19 protein-coding genes and 1 pseudogene are annotated in these 21,217 nt (G+C 59.5%); 8 read left to right on the forward strand and 12 right to left on the reverse strand.

Annotated elements, in window-relative coordinates:
- Positions 1 to 135: 135 nt before the first annotated feature.
- A complete protein-coding gene (locus ACA054_RS29785; RefSeq protein WP_497690391.1) occupies positions 136 to 864 on the reverse strand; it encodes a TraX family protein in 729 nt (242 codons plus the stop codon).
- 131 nt (positions 865 to 995) lie between these two features.
- On the opposite strand from ACA054_RS29785, the gene ACA054_RS29790 reads away from it, so the two are divergent.
- Positions 996 to 2,036 carry a threonine aldolase family protein gene (locus tag ACA054_RS29790; RefSeq protein ID WP_497687329.1) on the forward strand — a complete coding sequence of 347 codons (1,041 nt, stop codon included), beginning with the start codon at positions 996 to 998 and terminating at the stop codon, positions 2,034 to 2,036.
- 319 nt (positions 2,037 to 2,355) lie between these two features.
- Positions 2,356 to 2,673: a transposase gene (locus ACA054_RS29795; RefSeq protein WP_497687330.1), complete on the forward strand. Its 318-nt coding sequence runs from the start codon at positions 2,356 to 2,358 to the stop codon at positions 2,671 to 2,673.
- A 174-nt stretch (positions 2,674 to 2,847) separates the two neighbouring features.
- On the opposite strand, the gene gbcB is transcribed toward ACA054_RS29795, so the two are convergent.
- Positions 2,848 to 3,948 (reverse strand): glycine betaine monooxygenase reductase subunit, encoded by a 1,101-nt coding sequence (gene gbcB / locus ACA054_RS29800; protein WP_497687331.1) that lies wholly within the window; start codon positions 3,946 to 3,948, stop codon positions 2,848 to 2,850.
- Positions 3,949 to 4,231: 283 nt separating this feature from the next.
- Here gbcB and gbca point away from each other — a divergent pair, with 283 nt between their 5' ends.
- A complete protein-coding gene (gene gbca, locus ACA054_RS29805) occupies positions 4,232 to 5,527 on the forward strand; it encodes a glycine betaine monooxygenase oxygenase subunit (RefSeq protein ID WP_497687332.1) in 1,296 nt (431 codons plus the stop codon).
- Between the two features lie 782 nt (positions 5,528 to 6,309).
- Here the strand turns inward: gbca and ACA054_RS29810 are convergent.
- The 9 genes from ACA054_RS29810 to ACA054_RS29850 form a co-directional block, all read right to left on the reverse strand.
- Positions 6,310 to 7,176 carry an RHS repeat-associated core domain-containing protein gene (locus ACA054_RS29810; protein ID WP_497687333.1) on the reverse strand — a complete coding sequence of 289 codons (867 nt, stop codon included), beginning with the start codon at positions 7,174 to 7,176 and terminating at the stop codon, positions 6,310 to 6,312.
- A 132-nt stretch (positions 7,177 to 7,308) separates the two neighbouring features.
- Positions 7,309 to 8,400, reverse strand: coding sequence for a retropepsin-like aspartic protease (locus ACA054_RS29815; RefSeq protein ID WP_497690392.1), 1,092 nt, complete (start codon positions 8,398 to 8,400; stop codon positions 7,309 to 7,311).
- 311 nt (positions 8,401 to 8,711) lie between these two features.
- Positions 8,712 to 9,278 carry a GNAT family N-acetyltransferase gene (locus tag ACA054_RS29820; protein ID WP_497687334.1) on the reverse strand — a complete coding sequence of 189 codons (567 nt, stop codon included), beginning with the start codon at positions 9,276 to 9,278 and terminating at the stop codon, positions 8,712 to 8,714.
- Positions 9,279 to 9,448: 170 nt separating this feature from the next.
- On the reverse strand, positions 9,449 to 10,219 hold the full coding sequence (etfB, locus tag ACA054_RS29825) for an electron transfer flavoprotein subunit beta (RefSeq protein WP_497687335.1): 771 nt from the start codon (positions 10,217 to 10,219) through the stop codon (positions 9,449 to 9,451).
- 15 nt (positions 10,220 to 10,234) lie between these two features.
- Positions 10,235 to 11,455: an electron transfer flavoprotein subunit alpha gene (etfA, locus tag ACA054_RS29830; protein WP_497687336.1), complete on the reverse strand. Its 1,221-nt coding sequence runs from the start codon at positions 11,453 to 11,455 to the stop codon at positions 10,235 to 10,237.
- On the reverse strand, positions 11,455 to 13,401 hold the full coding sequence (gene dgcB / locus ACA054_RS29835) for a dimethylglycine demethylation protein DgcB (protein WP_497687337.1): 1,947 nt from the start codon (positions 13,399 to 13,401) through the stop codon (positions 11,455 to 11,457). Before dgcB ends, etfA begins: the two co-directional genes overlap by 1 nt.
- 184 nt (positions 13,402 to 13,585) lie before the next feature.
- Positions 13,586 to 15,646, reverse strand: a complete 2,061-nt coding sequence (gene dgcA / locus ACA054_RS29840; RefSeq protein WP_034147459.1) for a dimethylglycine demethylation protein DgcA — start codon at positions 15,644 to 15,646, stop codon at positions 13,586 to 13,588.
- A 15-nt stretch (positions 15,647 to 15,661) separates the two neighbouring features.
- Positions 15,662 to 16,192, reverse strand: a complete 531-nt coding sequence (locus ACA054_RS29845) for a 4-vinyl reductase (RefSeq protein WP_046818255.1) — start codon at positions 16,190 to 16,192, stop codon at positions 15,662 to 15,664.
- Positions 16,193 to 16,270: 78 nt separating this feature from the next.
- Positions 16,271 to 17,248: a dipeptidase gene (locus ACA054_RS29850; RefSeq protein WP_008019494.1), complete on the reverse strand. Its 978-nt coding sequence runs from the start codon at positions 17,246 to 17,248 to the stop codon at positions 16,271 to 16,273.
- A 235-nt stretch (positions 17,249 to 17,483) separates the two neighbouring features.
- Between ACA054_RS29850 and ACA054_RS29855 the strand changes: the two genes are divergently transcribed.
- From ACA054_RS29855 to ACA054_RS29870, 4 genes and pseudogenes are all read left to right on the forward strand, one after another.
- Positions 17,484 to 17,885: a lysozyme inhibitor LprI family protein gene (locus ACA054_RS29855; protein ID WP_497687338.1), complete on the forward strand. Its 402-nt coding sequence runs from the start codon at positions 17,484 to 17,486 to the stop codon at positions 17,883 to 17,885.
- Between the two features lie 91 nt (positions 17,886 to 17,976).
- Positions 17,977 to 18,230 (forward strand): annotated as a pseudogene (locus ACA054_RS29860) (type II toxin-antitoxin system RelE family toxin).
- Entirely contained in the window at positions 18,214 to 18,537 is a 324-nt protein-coding gene (locus ACA054_RS29865; protein WP_497687339.1) for a helix-turn-helix domain-containing protein, read from the forward strand. Before ACA054_RS29860 ends, ACA054_RS29865 begins: the two are co-directional and overlap by 17 nt.
- A 33-nt stretch (positions 18,538 to 18,570) precedes the next feature.
- Positions 18,571 to 18,987 carry a DUF3010 family protein gene (locus ACA054_RS29870; RefSeq protein WP_497687340.1) on the forward strand — a complete coding sequence of 139 codons (417 nt, stop codon included), beginning with the start codon at positions 18,571 to 18,573 and terminating at the stop codon, positions 18,985 to 18,987.
- 116 nt (positions 18,988 to 19,103) lie between these two features.
- On the opposite strand, the gene ACA054_RS29875 is transcribed toward ACA054_RS29870, so the two are convergent.
- Positions 19,104 to 20,048, reverse strand: coding sequence for a GlxA family transcriptional regulator (locus tag ACA054_RS29875; protein ID WP_497687341.1), 945 nt, complete (start codon positions 20,046 to 20,048; stop codon positions 19,104 to 19,106).
- 211 nt (positions 20,049 to 20,259) lie between these two features.
- On the opposite strand from ACA054_RS29875, the gene ACA054_RS29880 reads away from it, so the two are divergent.
- Entirely contained in the window at positions 20,260 to 21,204 is a 945-nt protein-coding gene (locus ACA054_RS29880) for a choline ABC transporter substrate-binding protein (protein WP_497687342.1), read from the forward strand.
- Positions 21,205 to 21,217: the final 13 nt, after the last annotated feature.

A 21,217-nucleotide genomic window follows, 5' to 3' on the forward strand; every position in this document is an offset into this window, starting at 1 on the left:
CCGAACACTCCCCGCGAACCAACCGCAATCCCCTGTGGGAGCGAGCCTGCTCGCGAAGGCGATGTGTCAGAAACATTGATGTCGACTGACACTCCCTCTTCGCGAGCAGGCTCGCTCCCACAGGGTTTCCCGTGGTTATGCGAGGGCCTGGCGCAGAGCCAGCAACACAAGGAAATGCGCGGGATAGAGCGCATAGGCCCACCGCCGCATCGGCGGTGGTTTTACGTCACGGGCGTGTCGCAACAGGAACAGAGCCAGCCATGGCGCAATCAGACAAGTGCCGATGGCCGCCATTGCCACGTGATTACCCAGCCGGACGGAGTAATAGAGCACCTGCCACTGATTGGCCGCCAGACAGACCAACCCCGGCAACAGGGCGAAATACCACGGCCGCCGAATCACCCATAGCAGCACCAGCGGCAACAACACGCCAAAGAAACCAAACATCAATCGCTGCGAGAAAAATGCCGCCAGCAATAAGCAAACGGCCGCGAGTAATCGTGTTTGAAGCGCCGGTTGCTGCCAGCCTCGCACCACCAGCAAACCCAGGGCTAACGTTGGCATCACGTTGAGCGTGTCGGGATTGGGAATGAACATCCGGTAAGGAATTTCGCTCAGCGCACTGAACAGCAGCAGCCATCCCAAATAGCGCCACTGTCCGTTGGTCGCCACCGCCGGCTTGCGCTCCAGGTTCGCCGCCATCGCCAGGCAAAACCAAGGAAACGCCAAACGCCCGGGCACATACAACAAATCGACGGAATAACCGACATATCGCAGGTGATCGAGCACCATGCTCAGCAGCGCCAGCCACTTGAGCAGATCCAGTGCGCCGTCGCGCTGCTTTAAGTACACAGTCACGTGCATAATCGTCCTTCGATTGTGTAATTTCCTGACAGCAACATCCCGTGTGCTCTCCTGACGATCTTGGGTAAAGTGCGCACCATCATTGACCACGGAACGCTTCACCATAGGCGTCCCGACCACGGAAGCAGGCCATGACCGATAAGAGCCAACAATTCGCCAGCGACAACTATTCCGGCATTTGCCCTGAAGCCTGGGCAGCCATGGAACAGGCCAATCATGGCCACCAGCGCGCTTACGGTGACGACGAGTGGACCGCCCGCGCGTCCGACGATTTCCGCAAACTGTTCGAAACCGACTGTGAAGTGTTCTTCGCCTTTAACGGCACCGCCGCCAACTCGCTGGCCCTGTCGTCGCTGTGCCAGAGTTACCACAGCGTGATCTGCTCGGAAACCGCCCACGTCGAAACCGACGAATGCGGCGCACCGGAATTTTTCTCCAACGGCTCCAAGCTGCTGATCGCTCGCACCGAAAACGGCAAGCTGACGCCGGAATCAATTCGCGAAGTGGCGCTCAAGCGCCAGGACATCCACTACCCGAAACCCCGCGTCGTGACCCTGACCCAGGCCACCGAAGTCGGCAGCGTCTATACCCCCGACGAAATCCGCGCCATCAGCGCTACCTGCAAGGAACTGGGCCTGAACCTGCACATGGACGGCGCGCGGTTCTCCAACGCCTGCGCCTTCCTCGGCTGCACGCCAGCGGATCTGACCTGGAAGGCCGGTGTTGACGTCCTGTGCTTCGGCGGCACGAAAAACGGCATGGCCGTGGGCGAGGCAATTCTGTTCTTCAACCATAAACTGGCTGAAGACTTTGACTACCGCTGCAAACAGGCCGGGCAACTGGCGTCGAAAATGCGCTTCCTCTCGGCGCCGTGGGTCGGGATTCTGGAAAACGACGCCTGGCTCAAATACGCCCGCCACGCCAACCACTGCGCGCAACTGCTGGCCGAACTGGTGCGCGACATTCCTGGGGTGGAACTGATGTTCCCGGTACAGGCCAACGGCGTGTTCCTGCAACTGTCGGAACCGGCCATCGCCGCCCTGACCGCCAAGGGCTGGCGCTTCTACACCTTCATCGGCAACGGCGGCGCACGCTTCATGTGCTCGTGGGACACCGAAGAAGAGCGCGTGCGGGAATTGGCGAAAGACATTCGCGAAGTCATGTCTCACTAACCCAACATGATCGTTCCCACGCTTCGCGTGGGAACGCCTCCAGGGACGCTCCGCGTTCCGGCCTCACCGCCGATGACAGCCCTGACACCGCTGTGACGCAGAGCGTCACGGGCTGCATTCCCACGCAGAGCGTGGGAACGATCATCAGTGGTGACCTGAACCTTCGCGCAGATATTTCCCACCGCCACCGCAGACTCATCCTCTAGCGCGTCCGCATCGCCCGCGGCAACCTGATCGTTCCCACGCTCTGCGTGGGAATGCCGCCAGGGACGCTCCGCGTTCCATTTCCATCGCGCTACAAGATTCAAGGACGAATCCCATGGGCCGAAGCCGTTACTCCATCACCGAACCTGACAAACCCCACTTCCTCACCTGCAACCTCATGGAATGGCTCCCGCTGTTCACAACCACCTGCTGGGCTGCTGCGCACAAGCAGGATCGGGTTTATCAGCTGTGGCAGGAAGGCTCGCACGCAGAGATGGTTTTCAGTGAATCGGTGATGCGCCAAAAGCTCGAACACCTCCACAACAACCCGGTGAAGCGGGGGTATGTGGAATTGCCGGAGCATTGGCGGTATTCGAGGGCCAGGAACTATGCGGGGATGGGTGGGCTGATCGAGATTCAGCGCTGGTTCTGACGTGCACGGCCAGAAAACTGCGGCGTGACTGGGGCACAGAGCGTCCCGGGCTGCATTCCCACGCGGAGCATGGGAACGATCGGGGTGCGGAGGGTATTGATGATCGTTCCCACGCTCCGCGTGGGAATGCCTCAAGGGACGCTCTGCGTTCCGGCCTCACCGTTGTGAGCGAGATCAGAACTCAATACGCACATCACCCTTCGGTACGCTGCAGCACGACAGGATGTACCCTTCGGCTTCGTCTTCCTCGGTGATCCCGCCGTTGTGCTCCATCTCCACTTCGCCACCCAGCTTCAGCACCTTGCAAGTACCGCAGATGCCCATGCCACAGGCTTTGGGGATCAGCAAACCGACCTTGGCCGCCGCCGCATGCACGGTTTCGCCAGGCGCCACGCGAATGCTCTTGCCGGACGCGATGAACTCCACCTGGTGCAAATCGGCCAAATCTACTTCCGGTGCGTCGGCCGCTTGTTCGGCGTGCTCCACAGCGTCGGCACGCGCCTCTGGCGGGGTCGCGCCGAAGGATTCCTCGTGATAGCGCTTCATGTCGAAGCCGGCGGTTTCCAGCAAGCGTTTGACGGCGCTCATGTACGGGGTCGGGCCGCAGCAGAACACTTCCCGTTCAAGGAAGTCCGGCGCCATCAATTCAAGCATTCTGTGGTTCAGGTAACCGCGATAACCGGCCCAGGGCTCACCCATACCGTGCTTCTCGCAGATCAGGTGCAGGCTGAAGTTGTCGATCCGCGACGCCATGTGTTCCAGCTCGCGGTGGTAAATGATGTCCTTGGGCGAGCGGGCGCTGTGGATAAACACCATGTCGACATTGCCGTTGGTGTCGTAGAACCAGCGCGCCATGGACATGACCGGCGTGATACCGACGCCACCGCTGAGGTAAAGCACCTTCGGCGCGGTGAAGTCCATGGCGTTGAACAGCCCGACCGGCCCGTGCACCGCCAGCTCCTGGCCTTCGTGCAGGGTGTCGTGCAACCAATTCGAGACCTTGCCGCCCGGTACGCGCTTGATCGTCACCGAAAAGCTGTACGGCACCGACGGCGAGCTGGAAATGGTGTACGAACGCATGATCGGCTGGCCTTCGATTTCCAGCTCCAGGGTGACAAACTGCCCCGGCTTGAAGAAGAACATGATCGGCTGGTCGGCCATGAAGCAGAAGGTGCGCACATCCCAGGTTTCCTGGATGACTTTGACGCAACGGACGATGTGCCGACCATTGGCCCAGGTCTGGGTGGTTACCGGGTTCAGGAAGCTGTTGGACATGCTGATCTCCACGGCCGACTGTCGGCCTTCATGTTGGCGATTCTGCGTATAGCGCGAACCATCCATTTACCTATCTGCGACATTCACATGCTTATCGCGACCAGCCCCCAACTACCGGGGCTTGCGCGTCGGGAACAGATTGCACCATGTCGCCCATGGATAAGGTTCTGGCCAGCGCCGGCCCCACACTCGCCTCAACAGGTAACTGCTGTTTTTTTGTCTTGCGTCGCACAACCGTAGCCACTTTCGCCGGCCACACAGAATGGCCTTGAGGATTAAATCGATGGACGTCACTACTACCCTGAGCCTGGGCGATCCGCTGGAACCCGCACGCAAGGCCACCGCGCAGATGCTGCAAGAGCGCGAGCGTACGTTCTCGCTGCCGCAGCCGTTCTACTCTGACGAGCGCCTGTTTGATATCGACATGCAGGAAATCTTTCAGAAAGAGTGGTTGATCGCCGGCATGACCTGCGAGATCCCCACCAAGGGCAACTACCTGACCCTTCAAGTGGGCAAGAACCCGATCATCGTGATTCGCGGCGCCGAGGGCGTGGTGCATGCCTTCCATAACGTCTGCCGTCACCGCGGTTCGCGCCTGTGCACCAGCGAAAAAGGCAAGGTCGCCAAACTGGTTTGCCACTACCACCAGTGGACCTACGAACTCGACGGTCGCCTGCTGTTCGCCGGCACCGAGATGGGCGCCGACTTCGACATGAAGCAGTACGGCCTCAAGCCGGTGAACGTGAAAACCGCCGGTGGTTACATCTTCATCAGCCTGTCGGAGAATCCACCGGCCATCGATGACTTCCTGTCGACGCTCAACCATTACATGGAACCGTATGACATGGAGAACACCAAGGTGGCAATCACCACCACCTTGATGGAAAAAGCCAACTGGAAGCTTGTGCTGGAAAACAACCGCGAGTGCTACCACTGCAACGCGTCGCACCCGGAACTGCTGAAAACCCTTCTGGAATGGGACGACGTCACCGACCCGCGCGCCGACCAGGCCTTCAAGGACCACGTCGCCGCCTCAGCAGCTTCCTGGGAAGCCGAGAAGATCCCATACGCCCACGCCAGCTTCGGCCTGCGTAACCGCATCGTGCGCATGCCGCTGCTCAAGGGCACCGTGTCGATGACCATCGACGGCAAACAGGGCTGCGCCAAACTCATGGGACGCATCAAGAACCCGGACCTTGGCTCGATGCGCATCCTGCACCTGCCGCACTCCTGGAACCACTGCATGGGCGACCACATCATCGTCTTCACCGTGTGGCCGATCAGCGCGCAGGAAACCATGGTCACCACCAAATGGATCGTGCACAAGGACGCCGTTGAAGGCGTGGACTACGACGTGGAGCGCATGCGCCAGGTCTGGGATGCGACCAACGACCAGGACCGTCGCCTGGCCGAAGAGAACCAGCGCGGTATTAACTCCACCGCTTACCAGCCAGGGCCTTACTCCAAGACTTACGAGTTCGGCGTGGTGAACTTCGTGGATTGGTACAGCGAGCGCCTTCTGAACAACCTCGGCGCTGAACCTGCACCGTACCTCAAAGGCGTCCCAGTCCAAGGCTAACGCCACCGCCCCCCTGTAGGAGCGAGCATGCTCGCGATGGACGTCAACGATGACGCTGGCAACCTGATGCCCAGCGGCGTTCTCAGGTTCATCGCGAGCATGCTCGCTCCTACAGGGACGGGTTTTCTCCACACAATTCACATCTCCTTTAGAACTGTACGAAATATGATCTATTCCGTTCAGAGCTATACCGTGCGCGCCTTCCAGCCTTCCGCGAACAAGTTATCCACACCTCCACCCACAGCAAATGGGGACAACTGTGGAAATGTTGAAAACTTTCTCCACAGAAACCACAGAAATTCCGTGACTTATCCAGAACCACGGTTTTCCATAACGTCTGGTCATTTATTAATCAATCATCTAAAGAGCACGGATTACCTGGTTTGTAGAGGATAGCGAACACCTTATCCACAGAAGCGCCAACAGACTTTGGGGGCAACTATTGCGCCTTTGTGGAAAAGCGCTGAAAGCCACGAGTTTTCAGGGTTTGCGCACGGTATAACACTGAAAAACCAAGATTTGATCGATTTTTAACCAAAAGCCTGGACACCTCTGTTTATAAGGCTCTCAGAGGTAAGCGAACATCTTATCCACAGAAGCGCCAACAGAGATTGGGGGCAAGTATTGGCCTTCATCTGATAAAAAAGCGCGGGAAAACCGTAACTTATGCTGGTTATTATTTGATCCAAGGCTTACAGGCCACGGTTTGTATGGGTTGTAGCGAGGGGGCGAACATGTTATCCACAGAAGTACCAACAGTGATTGTGGGTAAACCGGCTATCTCACGAAGTGCGAGGTCGCCCCGTTCTGATCTCACTTAGGGATCCACTCAGTGAACGCATCTGGATATCCTGCCCTCCGCCAGCGGATCCGCTCCTAGTCTGTTCACTTGATGAATCCCGGCGCACTTGCTGGTTTACCACCTTCGCAGGCGTCTTGTTAAAGCCAAAAAGGTTCTTGAGACCAACGCCAGCTTTCGAGCCAGGATTTTCCTGGCGCATCAAGTTTTGGCTCCCCAGGCCAGCTCGGGTTGCCACAGCCAATGTCGATATACCCGTGCCTGTGGCAGACAGTATTTTGCCTATGTCCTTTTCTCCCGCCAGTTGCAGGACAGACCCTGTAATGGCTGTCGTTGATCCGAACAAAGTGGTGCGAGCCGCCCAGAGGGCCAACCCCGAAGGAGGATTCAAGATTGCCGTGACCACAGTCGCGGCGATAATTCCTATATGCAGCGCAATGGTCAGCACCGGTTGAAGCCAATCGGGAACTTCTATTGACTGTCCTGTCGGGTCCGTGAAGTTGATCGGGTTTCCCACACAATAGGCATATGGATTCAGCCCGCCCTTGCCAAATGGACTCAACCGATCTGAACTGTGAAAGCGCATCAGCACCGGGTTATAGACCCGATGACCATTACCCAGGTGATACCAGCCAGCTCGCTCCTTCACCTGCCCGTTGAAGCCCAGGTGCGCTCTCGCGGCCAGGGGGCCGCTTTGCACGCCATAAGCGGTATAGGCGAGGTGGTTCAGGCCATCACGGTGCAATTCGCCGAGAACGCTTTGCTGCAGGTCAGTGGCCAACAACAGCGTTCGCGAGAAGCCGCGATTTGTCGAAGGAGAACGGTGGAGCAGGCGGGATTCAGGCATCATCAGCGTCCTCGATGAATGGGTATTCCTGCAGCGGAAATCAACTTTTCAACACCGTAACAAACGCCTGATGAAATCGACACTAGCAGTTCTGATAGGTAGCTCTCGGCCCGGACTTCAGTAATCCGTCCATAGTCAGACGCTGTTGAAACAAGACCGCCCCGTGTCGACATCCAGATTCAATTCAAAGTCATTGAAGGCTCGCCAGCCGAGCAAAATCGACGGCACGTACCGCCCAAGCACCCACGACGGTGGAATGGTGAAGCCCGGGTAGTATTTGTAGGTAACGGCCATGCCATGACCCGGCAAATTCAGCACGCCTTTGAAGGTTTGATAGCGTTGCCTGTTGGCGGTGTTGAGGGGGGAATTCCCAGGGGCCAGCGACTTCACCGCATTGAGTGGGTTCCCCGGCAATGCCGACGTCAGGTAATCGACATTTCCGGTGTCGACGATCGCCTGGGTAACCCGGTTATCCAGGCGTGCGGCTATCACCAGGCGCTGGTTGATATCCACCCGGCTGTACATGATCGGCGATTCGCAGCGCACGGCAGAGGCCGGGTTCAGTTCCAGGGTTTTACGGGTGATTTTCAGGCGCCCCAGCTTGCTGATCAGGTCCAGGCCCAACAGATTGTCGCGGTCACTGACAAACACCAGCACATTGCGGAATTCGCTTTCGCCCACCTTCAGAGAATCAAGAATCCCAAGCCTGGCAGACAGTGCTCTCTCCCCATAGAACGTGCTGTAGGCGTAGTGGGAGTCAGTCAACAACTTGATCCCCATCAGCTTCGCGGTGTCGTAGTTGACCCGGGTTTGCGGAGCGCCGGTGTCCAGGACGAAACGTGCCGAATGACCATTTGCCGCGCTGACATCGATGAATGGAAGTACTTGGTCAGCAATGAAAGCGTCACTGGAATAGGGATGAATCACCAGCCTTTCGCGCCGCTGCGTTCGTCTAACCGAAAAGTCGCCGGTCACCCTCAGGGTTGATAACGATTGGATGCCGAACATTGAAAACAGTGCTTTCAACTCAGGATCAGCTTCGATTGCCCGAGCATGCTTGCGATTGGTTGCCAGCATGTAGTCAGGCAACTGGTTGGCAGCCTTGGCCTCGAACATTCGAGCGATAACAGATACCGAGCAATCTAGGTTTTTCCCAGCGTCCAGTACCCGGTCGCAACGCTGCTGCAATTGCGCCAGTGAGGCTTTCTGTCCCTGCCCGGACTCCATCCACTGAGAGAAATCCTGATCGGGTTCATCACGTCGGTCGGGCGGATTTAGCCGGGGGCCAGCTATAGACCCATCAGAGGCAAGCGTCACCAGTACAAGAACCAGCAGAGAGCGCTTTACAGGCTTCATAGCCGCCCACTCATAAAAACCAGGTTTTATGATCAAGCGCTGAAGCTCAGAAAACTCCGTGACCGGTTGCTGCACCTTCAACAGCGCACAGTAAAAATGTAGCAGGTGGGGGGATAGCGCGAGAGGTAAACGGGTTATCCACCGGGCTGTGGATAACCGTTAGAGAGGGACAAACTGAGGCCCTAAGGCCGATACATCAAATAGGCTTCCCCGGTGACCCTAATCATCGGATGCGGCGTGATCTGGCAGGTATCGACAATGCGGAAGCCGTGGCGCTCGTAGAAACGACGGGCGCCGGTGTTTGCCGCGTAGTCGATCAAGCTCAGGCCATTGAGCCCGAGCCGGTTGGCGCGGTCGTAGGCGTAGGCAAGGAACTGCTTACCCAGTCCCTGATTGCGCCAGCCTTCATGCAGCGCCAGGCTGGAAATATAAAGGGTGTCGGGGATTTCCATCTTGGCGTACGGCGCCAACACCGGGTCGGTCACCGGTGCCGCGAACGGATCGTGACGCATCACGTAGCTGTGCAGCATGCCAATGACTTCACCCTCGACCTCGGCGATCAGGCAGTTCTGCCAGGAGAAATCCACATCGTCACGGGCGTAACGCAGGGCTCCGACGTCCAGCAGATCCTGGCCAGGTTCTGCTATCTGGCTCCAGATGTAATCCGCAGCACCCTCTGACGAAATCTGGAACAAACGCGCAATCTCTCGCGCATCCGCGCGCACTGCCGAACGAAATTCAACTGCCATTGGTTTTCCTTATGAGGAGCAAACCTGTGGCGAGGGGATTTATCCCCGTTGGGCTGCGAAGCTGCCCCAAAAAATGGGACTGCTGCGCAGTCCAACGGGGATAAATCCCCTCGCCACAATTTACGCATTGCTTGCTACAGCAAACCCACATTTTTGATCCCGTTTGAGGGTCAGCGGACCACACCTTCTTCTATCAGCAGCTTGAGAATCGCCTCAGCCCCCGCTTGCGCCGTCACACCCTTGAGCACTTGTCCCCCACCACCACTGGCCTTGGCCGTTGCGGCTTTCATGCGGTCAGCGCCGCTCTTGGCCTTGATCACCTTCAAGCGTTTAGGCCGCGGCTTGGCCGGTTGCAGGGTAGCGACCGCCAGCAGTTCATCGTCGACGACTTCGACGTCATTGGCCTGCAACAGCCCGCGCCGGGCCGGGCCGTAGGCGCTCTGCCGAGGCTTGGGCGCGGCGTTATCCACAGTGGCGAGGAACGGCAAACGAACCTTCAAGCGACGCCGCTGACCGCGCGGCAAGGCTTGCAACACCAGTGCAGAACCGCCATCGATGGACTCGACCTGCGCCAGTCCCACCACCAGCGGCCAGCCAAGGCCTTCCGCCAGCAGGAACGGCAACATGCCCGAACCTTCGCCGGTTTCGGCCTGGGTGCCGGTCAGCACCACCTGCGCCCCTGCATCACGCAAATACGCGGTCAACGCCGGCAGCGCATCGGCGCCCTCCGGTTGCTCAAGCACGTGCAGTTGCTCAAGGCCCATGCCCAGATAGGCGCGCAGTGCAGGTTCGCCGACGTCGCCGGCATGCAGCACCTGCAAGTTATCCCCAGCCAGTTGCAAGCCCAGTTCCACCGCCCGCGCATCCTGTTCCGCGCGACGTGGTCGACCGGAAGTCGGGTGGGCGCCGATGGACACCAGGCTGATGATTTTCGTGCTCATAACCCTTTCCTTCCCTTAAGCCGCATCGCGCTTGGCTTCGTTGCGGTAGGCCTCTACCGCCGCGATTAAGGCACGAAGAATCTCGGCGCTCTCGCCGATTACCGACAGGTCGGCCCGTTTGATCATGTCGCAGCCTGGATCGAGGTTGATCGCCACCACCTTGTCGCAGGCGCCGATGCCCTGCAGGTGCTGGATCGCCCCGGAAATCCCCACCGCCACGTAGACCCGCGCGGTGACCCAGGTGCCGGACGCCCCGACCTGACGGTCGCGGGCCATGAAGCCGTCGTCCACCGCAACCCGGGACGCACCTTCGGTTGCCCCCAGGGCTGCGGCGGTCTGGTGGAACAAATCCCAATCCTTGACCCCGTTGCCGCCGGAGAAAATGAATTCGGCCTCGGCCATGGGAATCGCCGCCGGGTCCACCGCCACCGCCCCCAGGTCCTCGATGCGCGAGAGACTGCGGGCGACGGCTGTGGATAACTCCACCGGCAAGACTTCGTGACGGGTTTCGCTGACCGGTTCGGCGCATTCAACGGCGGCCAGGATCAACCGTGCAACCGGACGCGCCAGGTCTTGCAAACCGGCACCGGCGCGGCCGATGCACTCCTGATCCTTGACCTGCCAGACCCGCGTGGCCGGGCGTTCGCCCAGGGCAGCGGCAAAGCGCCGACCCAATTCGCCACCGCCGCTGCGACTGTCCGGCAGCAGCCAGTGACGCGGGCTGAACTGGTTATCCACAGCCCGCAGGCCCTGAACTCGTTGTTCCGGTGCATAACCGCTGAACTCGTCGCCTTCGAGCACCAGCAAGCGATCGACGCCGGCTGTGGAAAACGCGTTTTCCTTGTGTTCGCCGAAGACCACGGCCAATACCGCGCCGTCGCTGCCGGCCAGTTGATGGGCCAGGCCCAACAAGTCCTTGTCGTGGCTGCTCAAGCGACCGCCGACCATGTCCGGTACCACGCAAATGAAGAACGCCGGCGCAGGGACTTGATGCAACGGCAATTGCACTTCAACGGCGGCCGAGCGTTTGGTCGCCCCGCCCTGCTGAGCGCCACTGCGGTCGATCCGCTTGATGCCGTTAGGGCCGATGAAACCGATGCCGTGCGGGTTCTTGCGGATAACACCATTGGGCCCCATCCAGCTGTGTTGCGCCGGTTGCATGGCCGCGTGCAGCGGGTGCAGGCGGTTACGGGCGATCCATTCGGCACGGGGGTCGCGGCGGATAATGTCGCTCATCAGTGCACCTCCGCGGGTTCACGTTTGGCCGGCGTAGCCGACTTTGGGGCCTCATCTTCCAGGAGCGCGTCGGCCACCAATTCGGCAATGTCCTTGATCAGAGGTCGCGGCTCGACCACGCCTTCAAGCATCGCGGTGCACTGCGGGCAGCCCACGGCCACCAGTTCGGCGCCCGTCTCGCGGATGTCTTCCATACGCATGTCGGGGATACGTTGCTTGCCCGGAATGTCGGTGATCGGCGCGCCGCCGCCACCGCCGCAGCAGCGCGAACGGAAGCCGGAGCGTTGCATCTCTTTCACTTCGATACCGAGCGCGCGCAGTACCTGGCGCGGTGCCTCGTATTCGCCGTTGTAGCGACCGAGGTAGCACGGGTCGTGATAGGTCACGCTGTCGCCTTTGTGCTGGCCGAGGTTCAGCGCGCCAGCATCGATGATTTCCGCCATGTAGGTGCTGTGGTGCTGCACCAGGTAGTTGCCATCGAAGGCGCCGTATTCGTTCTTCAGCACATGGAAGCTGTGCGGATCGCAAGTGACGATGCGGTTGAAGCTGTATTTGGCCAGGGTCTGGATGTTGCGTTTGGCCAGCAACTGGAAGGTTGCCTCGTCGCCCAGGCGTCGGGCCACGTCACCGCTGTCGCGTTCTTCGAGGCCGAGTACCGCGAAGTCGATTTTCGCCGCTTTCAACACCTTGACGAACGCGCGCAAGGTGCGCTGGTTGCGCATGTCGAAGGCGCCGTCGCCGACCCAGAACAGCACGTCGGTGGATTTCTTTTCGCTGAGCAGATTGAGGTTCAAGTCCGCCGCCCAGTTCATCCGCCCGCCCGGCGCGAAGCCGCCCGGGTTGTCGGTGGCGATCAGGTTTTCCAGGACTTCGGCGCCCTTGTTCGGGGTCGCGCCTTTTTCCAGGGTCAGATGGCGACGCATGTCGACGATGGCATCGACGTGCTCGATCATCATCGGGCATTCCTCGACACAAGCGCGGCAGGTGGTGCACGACCATAGGGTTTCGGCGTCCACCAGACCGTTGACGATCGGCTGATGCGGATTACCGGCGTGTTCGCCAATCGGTTTGCCGGGATAAGGGCTGCCGGCGAACTTGGCATCGGTGCCACCGGCCAGGCCGACGACCATGTCCTGAATCAGCTTTTTCGGGTTCAACGGCTGGCCGGCGGCGAATGCCGGGCACGCAGCTTCGCATTTACCGCACTGCACGCAGGCGTCGAAGCCGAGCAATTGGTTCCAGGTGAAATCCTTGGGTTTTTCCACGCCCAACGGTGCGGTCGGGTCGTTCAGGTCCAGCGGTTTCAAACCGGTGGAGCGACCGCCACCGAAGCGCTCGGCGCGACGGTGCCAGGCCAGGTGCAGGGCTCCGGCGAAGGCGTGCTTCATCGGCCCGCCCCAGGTCATGCCCAGGAACAACTCGGACACGCCCCACAGCACGCCAATACCGAGGATCACGGCCAACAGCCAGCCACCGAAGTTCTCCGGAAGAATCCCGGCCACTGGCAGGGTCACCAGGAAAAACGACACCGAGAATGCCAACAGGCTTTTCGGCAGGCGCATCCACGGGCCTTTCGACAGGCGCGAAGGTGGGTTGCGTCGACGCAGGTACATAAAGATCGCGCCCACGAACATCACCGCCGACATCAGCAGCAGCGCATAACCGAGGAAACGGTTATGCAGGCCGAAACCGTGAACCAGTATCGCCAGCACGATGGACGCCACCGCGCCGCCGGCCGTGGCGACGTGGGTGTTGGCAATGTATTTGTCCCGCGCCACCACATGGTGCAAGTCGACCATGTAGCGCTTGGGCATGGCGAACAGGCCGCCGATCAGGTCGACCTTCGAGGCCCGGCCCCGGCGCCACATGGCTACCCGCCGCAACGCGCCCAGAACCGCGAGGCCCAGGGCAGCGAACAACAGGATTGGAAGAAGGGTGTTCAACATGGTGAAGCTCCCAAAGACCGCAGGGTCTTGCAGGCCAAACTACCTGGATGCCTTGCCCGATTCCTTGTAGGAGCGAGCTTGCTCGCGAAAAACCTGAGAAATACGCGTTAAATCAGACTGCCCGCGTCATCGTTCACGTCCATCGCGAGCAAGCTCGCTCCCACAGGGTTATCCACAAGCTCTCTTAGAAATCCTTGCACAGCCGCAGCGCGTCGTAGATCGCCGCGTGCACGTTGCGCTGGGCCACGCAGTCGCCGATACGGAACAGCAGGTAGCCGTCCCCGCTCTGCTCCAGGCAAGGCTGCGGCTTGATCGCGAACAAGGCTTCGACGTCGATCTGGCCTTTGTTGCGCGAGCCTTCCTTCATCGCGTAGTAGATCTCCTCGTCCGGACGCACGCCGTTCTCGATGACCACCTGGTCCACCACCCGCTCCTCTTTGGCGCCGGTGTATTCGTTTTCCAGCACCGCCACCAGCTTGTCGCCTTCGCGGTAGACCTTCTCCAGCATCATGTCGCCGGTCATGATCACTTCTTTGGGGTACATGCTGCGGTAGTAGGTCGGGAACGACGTACCGCCAATCGCCACGCCTGGCTTGATGTCGTCGGTAACGATCTCAACCTGGCTGCCCTTGTCGGCGATGAAGTCGGCGGTCGACATACCGGTGAATTCGCAAATGGTGTCGTAGACCAGTACGTTCTTGCCCGGCGCAACCTTGCCATCAAGGATGTCCCAGCTGCTGACCACCAGGCCTTCAGCCGCGCCCCAGTGTTCGTTCTGCTCGATGAACGGATGCCCGCCGACAGCGAGCACTACCACGTCCGGACGCAGGTCCATGATGGTTGGCGCATCCGCCGCAGTACCCAAGCGCAGGTCGACTTTCAACCGTGCCAGTTCCAGCTGATACCAGCGGGTGATACCGGCGATCTGGTCACGCTGCGGCGCTTTCGACGCCGTGGTGATCTGCCCGCCGATGAATTCCTTTTTCTCGAACAGGGTCACGTCGTGGCCACGCTCGGCGGCGACACGGGCGGCTTCCATCCCGGCAGGACCGGCACCGACCACCACGACCTTGCGTTTCACACCGGTGGTTTTTTCGATGATGTGCGGCAGGCCCATGTACTCACGGGAAGTCGCCGCGTTCTGGATGCACAGCACATCCAGGCCTTGGTACTGACGGTCGATGCAGTAGTTGGCGCCGACGCATTGTTTGATCTGGTCGATCTGGCCCATCTTGATCTTGGCGATCAGGTGCGGGTCAGCGATGTGCGCGCGGGTCATGCCGACCATGTCGACGTATCCGCCTTCCAGGATACGCGTGGCCTGGTTCGGGTCCTTGATGTTCTGCGCGTGCAGCACCGGAACCTTGACCACTTCCTTGATGCCGGCGGCCAGATGCAGGAACGGCTCCGGTGGATAACTCATGTTCGGAATCACGTTGGCCAGGGTGTTGTGGGTGTCGCAACCCGAGCCCACGACGCCGAGGAAATCGAGCATGCCGGTGTCGTCGTAATACTTGGCAATCTGCTTCATGTCCTCATGGGACAAACCATCCGGGTGGAACTCGTCGCCGCAAATCCGCATGCCCACGCAGAAATCGTCACCGACCTCGGCGCGCACGGCTTTCAAGACTTCCAGACCGAACTTCATGCGGCCTTCGAAGCTGCCGCCCCATTCGTCGGTACGCTTGTTGACCCGCGGGCTCCAGAACTGGTCGATCATGTGCTGGTGCACCGCCGACAGTTCGACACCGTCCAGGCCACCGGCCTTGGCGCGGCGGGCTGCCTGCGCGTAGTTACCGATCACCCGCCAGATTTCTTCCGGCTCGATGGTCTTGCAGGTGGCACGGTGCACCGGCTCGCGCACACCCGATGGCGACATCAGCGTAGGCCAGTTGAAGCCGTCCCAGCGCGAGCGCCGGCCCATGTGGGTAATCTGGATCATGATCTTGGCGCCGTGCTTGTGCATGGCGTCGGCAAGATTCTGGAAGTGCGGGATGATGCGGTCGGTGGACAAGTTCACCGAACTCCACCACTCCTGCGGGCTGTCGATGGCCACGACGGACGAACCGCCGCAGATCGCCAGGCCGATCCCGCCCTTGGCCTTCTCTTCGTAGTACTTGACGTACCGGTCGGTGGTCATGCCGCCGTCGGTCGCATAGACCTCGGCGTGCGCGGTGCTGAGCACGCGGTTACGGATGGTCAGTTTGCCGATCTGGATCGGCTGGAACATTGCTTCGAAAGCCATGGCGGGTTCCTCGACTTACAACGGCTTGACGATGAACAAGCCGTCTTCGTGGCCCTCTTCGGAGCCACCGTAGACTTGCTCGGCCACGGTGCGGATCTTGCTGCCACGAGCAGCGAGGATCTGGTCCATCGCGCCGGCAAACCAGCCGGTGAACATGTAGTCGACCTTGCGCCCGACTTTGCCGTACACGTAGACGAATGCGGAGTGCTCGAGCTTGACGCTGGCAGTGCCTTTATCGAGGTCGATGTCCTGGATCTTGAACAGGCCCCAGCCGCGCTGCGAAAGGCGCTTCATGTAGTGCTCGAACACCGCTACGCCTTCCAGGCCGTGGCATTCGGCTTCTTTTTCACACCAGTGCCAGGCGGACTTGTAGCCGGCCTTGTAGAGGATCTCGGCGTAGGCGTCGGCGCCCAGCACTTCCTCGATGCCCATGTGGTTGTTGACGAAGAAATGACGCGGCACATACAGCATCGGCAGGGCATCGGACGTCCAGACACCGGTCTCGCTGTCGACTTCGATTGGCAATTGCGGGGCGATCTTGGCCATGGAAACTTAACTCCAGAAAAATTTTGGTATTGCCTGCGGCGCGAATGGCCGCAGGTAAGGATTCAGAAGTGCGGCGGCTTATTCGCCCCAGACGTCTTTCAAGACATTGACCCAGTTCTCGCCCATGATCTTGCGCACCACGCGCTCGGAATGGCCGCGCTTGAGCAGGGTTTCGGTGAGGTTCGGGAACTCGCCGACGGTGCGGATGCCCAGCGGGTTGATGATCTTGCCGAAGCTGGTCAGGCGGCGGGCGTAGCCCTTGTCGTGGGTCAGGTACTCGAAGAAGTCCTGGCCGTGACCCTGGGTAAAGTCGGTGCCGATGCCGATCGAGTCTTCGCCGACGATGTTCAGGGTGTATTCGATGGCTTCGGCGTAGTCGTCGATGGTCGAATCAATGCCCTTGGCCAGGAACGGCGCGAACATGGTCACGCCGACGAAACCGCCGTGATCGGCGATGAACTTCAGTTCTTCATCGGACTTGTTGCGCGGGTGCTCTTTGAGACCCGACGGCAGGCAATGGGAGTAGCAGACCGGTTTTTTCGATTCGAGGATGACTTCTTCGGAAGTCTTGGAGCCAACGTGGGACAGGTCGCACATCACGCCGACACGGTTCATTTCGGCGACGATTTCACGACCGAAGCCCGACAGGCCACCGTCACGCTCGTAGCAACCGGTGCCTACCAGGTTCTGGGTGTTGTAGCACATCTGCACAATACCGACGCCGAGCTGCTTGAACACCTCGACATAGCCGATCTGGTCTTCAAAGGCGTGGGCGTTCTGGAAGCCGAAGAGGATGCCGGTCTTGCCCTGCTCCTTGGCCTTGCGGATATCGGCAGTGGTACGTACCGGAATCACCAGGTCGCTGTTCTCGCGGATCAGCTTCTGGCTGGCGGCGATGTTGTTGACGGTGGCCTGGAAGCCTTCCCACACCGACACGGTGCAGTTGGCCGCGGTCAGACCGCCCTTGCGCATGTCTTCGAACAGCTCACGGTTCCACTTGGCAATAATCAGCCCGTCGATAACGATGCTGTCGGCGTGCAATTCGGCTGGGCTCATCAGGCTGTCCCCTTATTAGCGATTCATGCGCCGAATCGTCTGCCGGCGCTTTGGGGCCAGCATATGCCTGAGGACCGGGGCAGCCGGGTGCAAAAACGACAGGGGGTTTGCCGAAAGCGTCAATCCGCGACAAAGGGTCGTCGCAAGGCACAATTGTCGACCTGTTCAAGGCGGTTCGCTTGGGCCAGAATTCGCCACATCTCTTGATGCTTCACTGGATGGGAGCGGCAACCACATGAAATTCATCTTCCTGGCTTTGGCACTGATTGCGACCGGCGTACACGCGGCCGAGGAGTCAGAAGACACCCCCTGCGACAAGGTCGAAAACGACGTCCAGACCCTGGAATGCTCGGCCTTCAGCAAAACCACCGCCGAAGATCTGCTGAGCGAGAACTACAAAAGCCTGGCCGAGCGCATGCAGTCGCTCTATGGCAAGAACCCGTCGCAACTGGCCGACATCACCGCCAAAATCAAGGCTGGGCAACAACAATGGCTGAAAACCCGCGACGCTGATTGCGCCATCGAAGCCTTCCCGGCCACCGCCGGCAGCAAAGCATTCACCATCGCGCAAAATGATTGTGTGGCGCGGATGAGTGATGAGCGGTCGGAGTTTTTGGAGTTGATTGGGCAGGAGTGAGCCGAGCAACATCCCGACATGCTTCGTTCATTGGCCGACAGTGAAATATAAGTAAAGATTGGCATATCTTATAAAAGACTTATATTCTCTCATGAACAGTATTCACTGGACTCGAAAGGCCGTTAAGCAGCTTTTGAAATTGCATTCGCTCACCAGATCCAGGTTCGTGATGCCGTCACAGCGCTGACTGACATGCCTGATATTGGCAACGTCAAAGCACTGGTCGGTCATGACTACGCCTATCGACTTCGAGTAGGTAACTACCGAATCATGTTCGATTGGGATGGCGCAATCAAAGTGGTCAGTATTCAAGAGGTCAAAAAACGCGATGAACGCACCTACTGACGTTCAAATCATCAACGACGCAGATGGAAATCCTGCTTTCGTGGTCATTCCCTACGCGCAGTATGTCGCGCAGAAAATTGAGCCCGATCTGATTCCCCATGAAGTCGTCAGCCGTATTGTCGATGGTGCGACGCCGATTCGCGCCTGGCGCGAACACTTGAACCTAACACAGGATGAAGTGGCCAAACGCATGGGTATCTCCCAACCGGCTTTCGCCCAGCAGGAAAGCGTCGCGAAGCCGCGCAAGGCCACCCGCGAAAAAATCGCTGCGGCGTTTGGCATCACCGCCAATCAACTTGAGCTGTAAGCTTCACGCCTTCAGCCAGAAAAGGGATTCAACATGAAAGTCTGCGGCATCGAAATCAAAGGCAGCGAAGCGATCATTGCCGTGGCCGCCCTCGAAGGCTCGGCGCTGAGCCATGTCGCGCTCGCCACCAAGAAAATCGCCCTCGACGATGACGACGAAGCCGCCAACGTCAAAGTGTTCGCGGCTCAGGTTGCGTCGTTCGTGCGGGAGAATTCGATTGATCGGATCGCCATCAAGAAACGCAGTAAGAAAGGTGAATTCGCTGGCGGACCGACTACGTTCAAGATCGAGGGTGTTTTCCAGTTGTTGGAGAGTTGTGAGGTGACGCTGTTGTCGCCGCAAACCATTACTGCGCAAGCCAAGAAACACGGTTTTGAACCGCCGGCGTCGCTGAACAAGTATCAGCATGAGGCTTACAAGGTGGCGTGCTCGGCGTTGCTGAAGAAGTAACCGTTGATCAATTGTGGGAGCGAGCCTGCTCGCGAAGGCTGTGGATCAGTCAACATCAATGTTGAATGTACCGACCTCTTCGCGAGCAGGCTCGCTCCCACAGGTTTTTTGGGAGGTTATGCCTGGGCGGTACGCCGATCCTCCCTAGGGCACCGTTCATATTTCGCCCGATAACTACGGGTGAAATACGACGGCGATTCAAAGCCGCACGCAATGCTCACCTCCAGCACGCTCATGTCGGTCTGGCGCAACAACTGCCGGGCCTTTTCCAATCGCAATCGCAGATAGAAATTGCTCGGTGTGTCGTTCAGGTGCAAGCGAAACAACCGCTCCAGCTGACGTCGGGTGACTTTGATCGATTCCGCCAACGCCAACGTACTCAGCGGCGGTTCGCTGTGCTGCTCCATTTCACCAATCACCTGCACCAGTTTCTTGTTACTGATGCCATAACGCGTGGCGACTTCCATACGCTGGTGGTCTTTGCGCGGACGGATGCGGCCGAGCACGAATTGCTCGCTGACCTGGATCGCCAGTTCCGGGCCGTGGGCCTGGGCGATCAGATCCAGCATTAAATCAATGGAGGCGGTGCCGCCGGCGGAGGTGATGCGCCGACGGTCGATCTCGAACAGCTCCTGGGTGACGCTGAGCTGCGGATAGGACTCCTTGAAGGCGTCGATGGCTTCCCAGTGCAGGGTCAGCCGGTGGCCGTCGAGCAGTCCGGCTTCGGCGAGAATAAAGCTGCCAGTGTCGATGGCACCGAGGGTCACGCCTTCGTTGTCCAGCCGGCGCAGCCAGTGCTCCAGCGACGGGGTGGCGAATTTCAGCGGTTCGAAGCCCGCCACCACCAATAAGGTCGCGCCTTTTTTCAGCGGTTCCAGCGCCGCATCGGCGTTGACCGACATGCCGTTACTGGCCAGCACCGCCCCGCCATCGGCGCTCAATACATGCCAGCGATACAGCTCGCCACGAAAGCGATTGGCGACCCGCAACGGCTCGATGGCCGAGATAAATCCAATGGCCGAGAAACCCGGCATCAACAAGAAGTAGAAATCCTGGGACATGGAGCGCACTCGATTGGCGGGTAGCGTGAGGGCGGGGAGCGTGAGGACGTTGATACGCCACTTGCCAGCGGCATTCAAGAGCACAGGTCGCTGCAGTGCAAGAGTCGGTCGCCGCAGTGCGCTTTCATGGCAGATTAGCTGCGTAACGTGACATCACCGGCGCACAAAGACGACCGGACCCACAATAACGAAACTGCCGAGGAATCCTGAGATGAAACGACTGATCAGCAGCTGTGTTCTTGCACTCAGCGGTACCGCATTGCTGAGCGCCAGTGTCATGGCCGCCGAACCTGCGTCATGCCAGAACGTGCGCATGGGCGTAGTGAACTGGACCGACGTGATCGCCACCAGTGCGATGACCCAGGTATTGCTCGACGGCCTCGGCTACAGCACCAAACAAACCAGCGCCTCCCAGCAAATCATCTTCGCCGGGATCCGCGATCAGCGCCTGGACCTGTTCCTGGGTTACTGGAACCCGCTGATGACCCAGACCATCACCCCGTTCGTCGACGCCAATCAGGTCAAGGTGCTGGAAGCGCCAAGCTTGAAAGATGCCCGCGCTACCCTCGCCGTACCGACTTATCTTGCCGACAAAGGCCTGAAAACCTTCGCCGACATTGCCAAGTTCGAAAAAGAGCTGGGCGGCAAGATCTACGGCATCGAGCCAGGCTCGGGCGCCAACACCCAGATCAAGGCGATGATTGCCAAGAACCAGTTCGGCCTCGGCAAGTTCCAGCTGGTCGAGTCCAGCGAGGCCGGCATGCTCGCGGCGGTGGATCGCGCTGTGCGCCGCAAGGAGGCCGTGGTGTTCTTCGGCTGGGCGCCGCACCCAATGAACGTCAACGTACAGATGACCTACCTCACCGGCAGCGACGACGCCCTCGGCCCGAACGAAGGCATGGCCACGGTCTGGACCGTCACCGCGCCAAAATACGCCGAACAGTGCCCGAACATCGGTCGCCTGCTGAGCAACCTGACGTTCACCGCCGAAGACGAGAGCCGGATGATGCAGCCGCTGTTGGACCACAAGGACGCCTTCGAATCGGCCAAACAGTGGCTGAAAGACCACCCGCAAGACAAGCAGCGCTGGCTCGAGGGCGTGACCACCTTCGATGGCAAACCGGCGGCTGAAAACCTGAAGCTGACCACCAAGTAACCCTGAACTGAAC

It is taken from the genome of Pseudomonas sp. LBUM1653 (assembly GCF_059716115.1).

Coding starts and splice junctions, on each gene's coding strand:
- ACA054_RS29865 (WP_497687339.1), top strand. CDS start 18,214: ATGAACGCACCTACTGACGTTCAAATCATCAACGACGCAGATGGAAAT.
- ACA054_RS29850 (WP_008019494.1), bottom strand. CDS start 17,248: ATGAGCCCAGCCGAATTGCACGCCGACAGCATCGTTATCGACGGGCTG.
- ACA054_RS29845 (WP_046818255.1), bottom strand. CDS start 16,192: ATGGCCAAGATCGCCCCGCAATTGCCAATCGAAGTCGACAGCGAGACC.
- ACA054_RS29855 (WP_497687338.1), top strand. CDS start 17,484: ATGAAATTCATCTTCCTGGCTTTGGCACTGATTGCGACCGGCGTACAC.
- ACA054_RS29810 (WP_497687333.1), bottom strand. CDS start 7,176: ATGATGCCTGAATCCCGCCTGCTCCACCGTTCTCCTTCGACAAATCGC.
- dgcA (WP_034147459.1), bottom strand. CDS start 15,646: ATGGCTTTCGAAGCAATGTTCCAGCCGATCCAGATCGGCAAACTGACC.
- ACA054_RS29875 (WP_497687341.1), bottom strand. CDS start 20,048: ATGTCCCAGGATTTCTACTTCTTGTTGATGCCGGGTTTCTCGGCCATT.
- gbcB (WP_497687331.1), bottom strand. CDS start 3,948: ATGTCCAACAGCTTCCTGAACCCGGTAACCACCCAGACCTGGGCCAAT.
- ACA054_RS29785 (WP_497690391.1), bottom strand. CDS start 864: ATGCACGTGACTGTGTACTTAAAGCAGCGCGACGGCGCACTGGATCTG.
- dgcB (WP_497687337.1), bottom strand. CDS start 13,401: ATGTTGAACACCCTTCTTCCAATCCTGTTGTTCGCTGCCCTGGGCCTC.
- gbca (WP_497687332.1), top strand. CDS start 4,232: ATGGACGTCACTACTACCCTGAGCCTGGGCGATCCGCTGGAACCCGCA.
- etfB (WP_497687335.1), bottom strand. CDS start 10,219: ATGAGCACGAAAATCATCAGCCTGGTGTCCATCGGCGCCCACCCGACT.
- etfA (WP_497687336.1), bottom strand. CDS start 11,455: ATGAGCGACATTATCCGCCGCGACCCCCGTGCCGAATGGATCGCCCGT.
- ACA054_RS29795 (WP_497687330.1), top strand. CDS start 2,356: ATGGGCCGAAGCCGTTACTCCATCACCGAACCTGACAAACCCCACTTC.
- ACA054_RS29790 (WP_497687329.1), top strand. CDS start 996: ATGACCGATAAGAGCCAACAATTCGCCAGCGACAACTATTCCGGCATT.
- ACA054_RS29880 (WP_497687342.1), top strand. CDS start 20,260: ATGAAACGACTGATCAGCAGCTGTGTTCTTGCACTCAGCGGTACCGCA.
- ACA054_RS29820 (WP_497687334.1), bottom strand. CDS start 9,278: ATGGCAGTTGAATTTCGTTCGGCAGTGCGCGCGGATGCGCGAGAGATT.
- ACA054_RS29815 (WP_497690392.1), bottom strand. CDS start 8,400: ATGGAGTCCGGGCAGGGACAGAAAGCCTCACTGGCGCAATTGCAGCAG.
- ACA054_RS29870 (WP_497687340.1), top strand. CDS start 18,571: ATGAAAGTCTGCGGCATCGAAATCAAAGGCAGCGAAGCGATCATTGCC.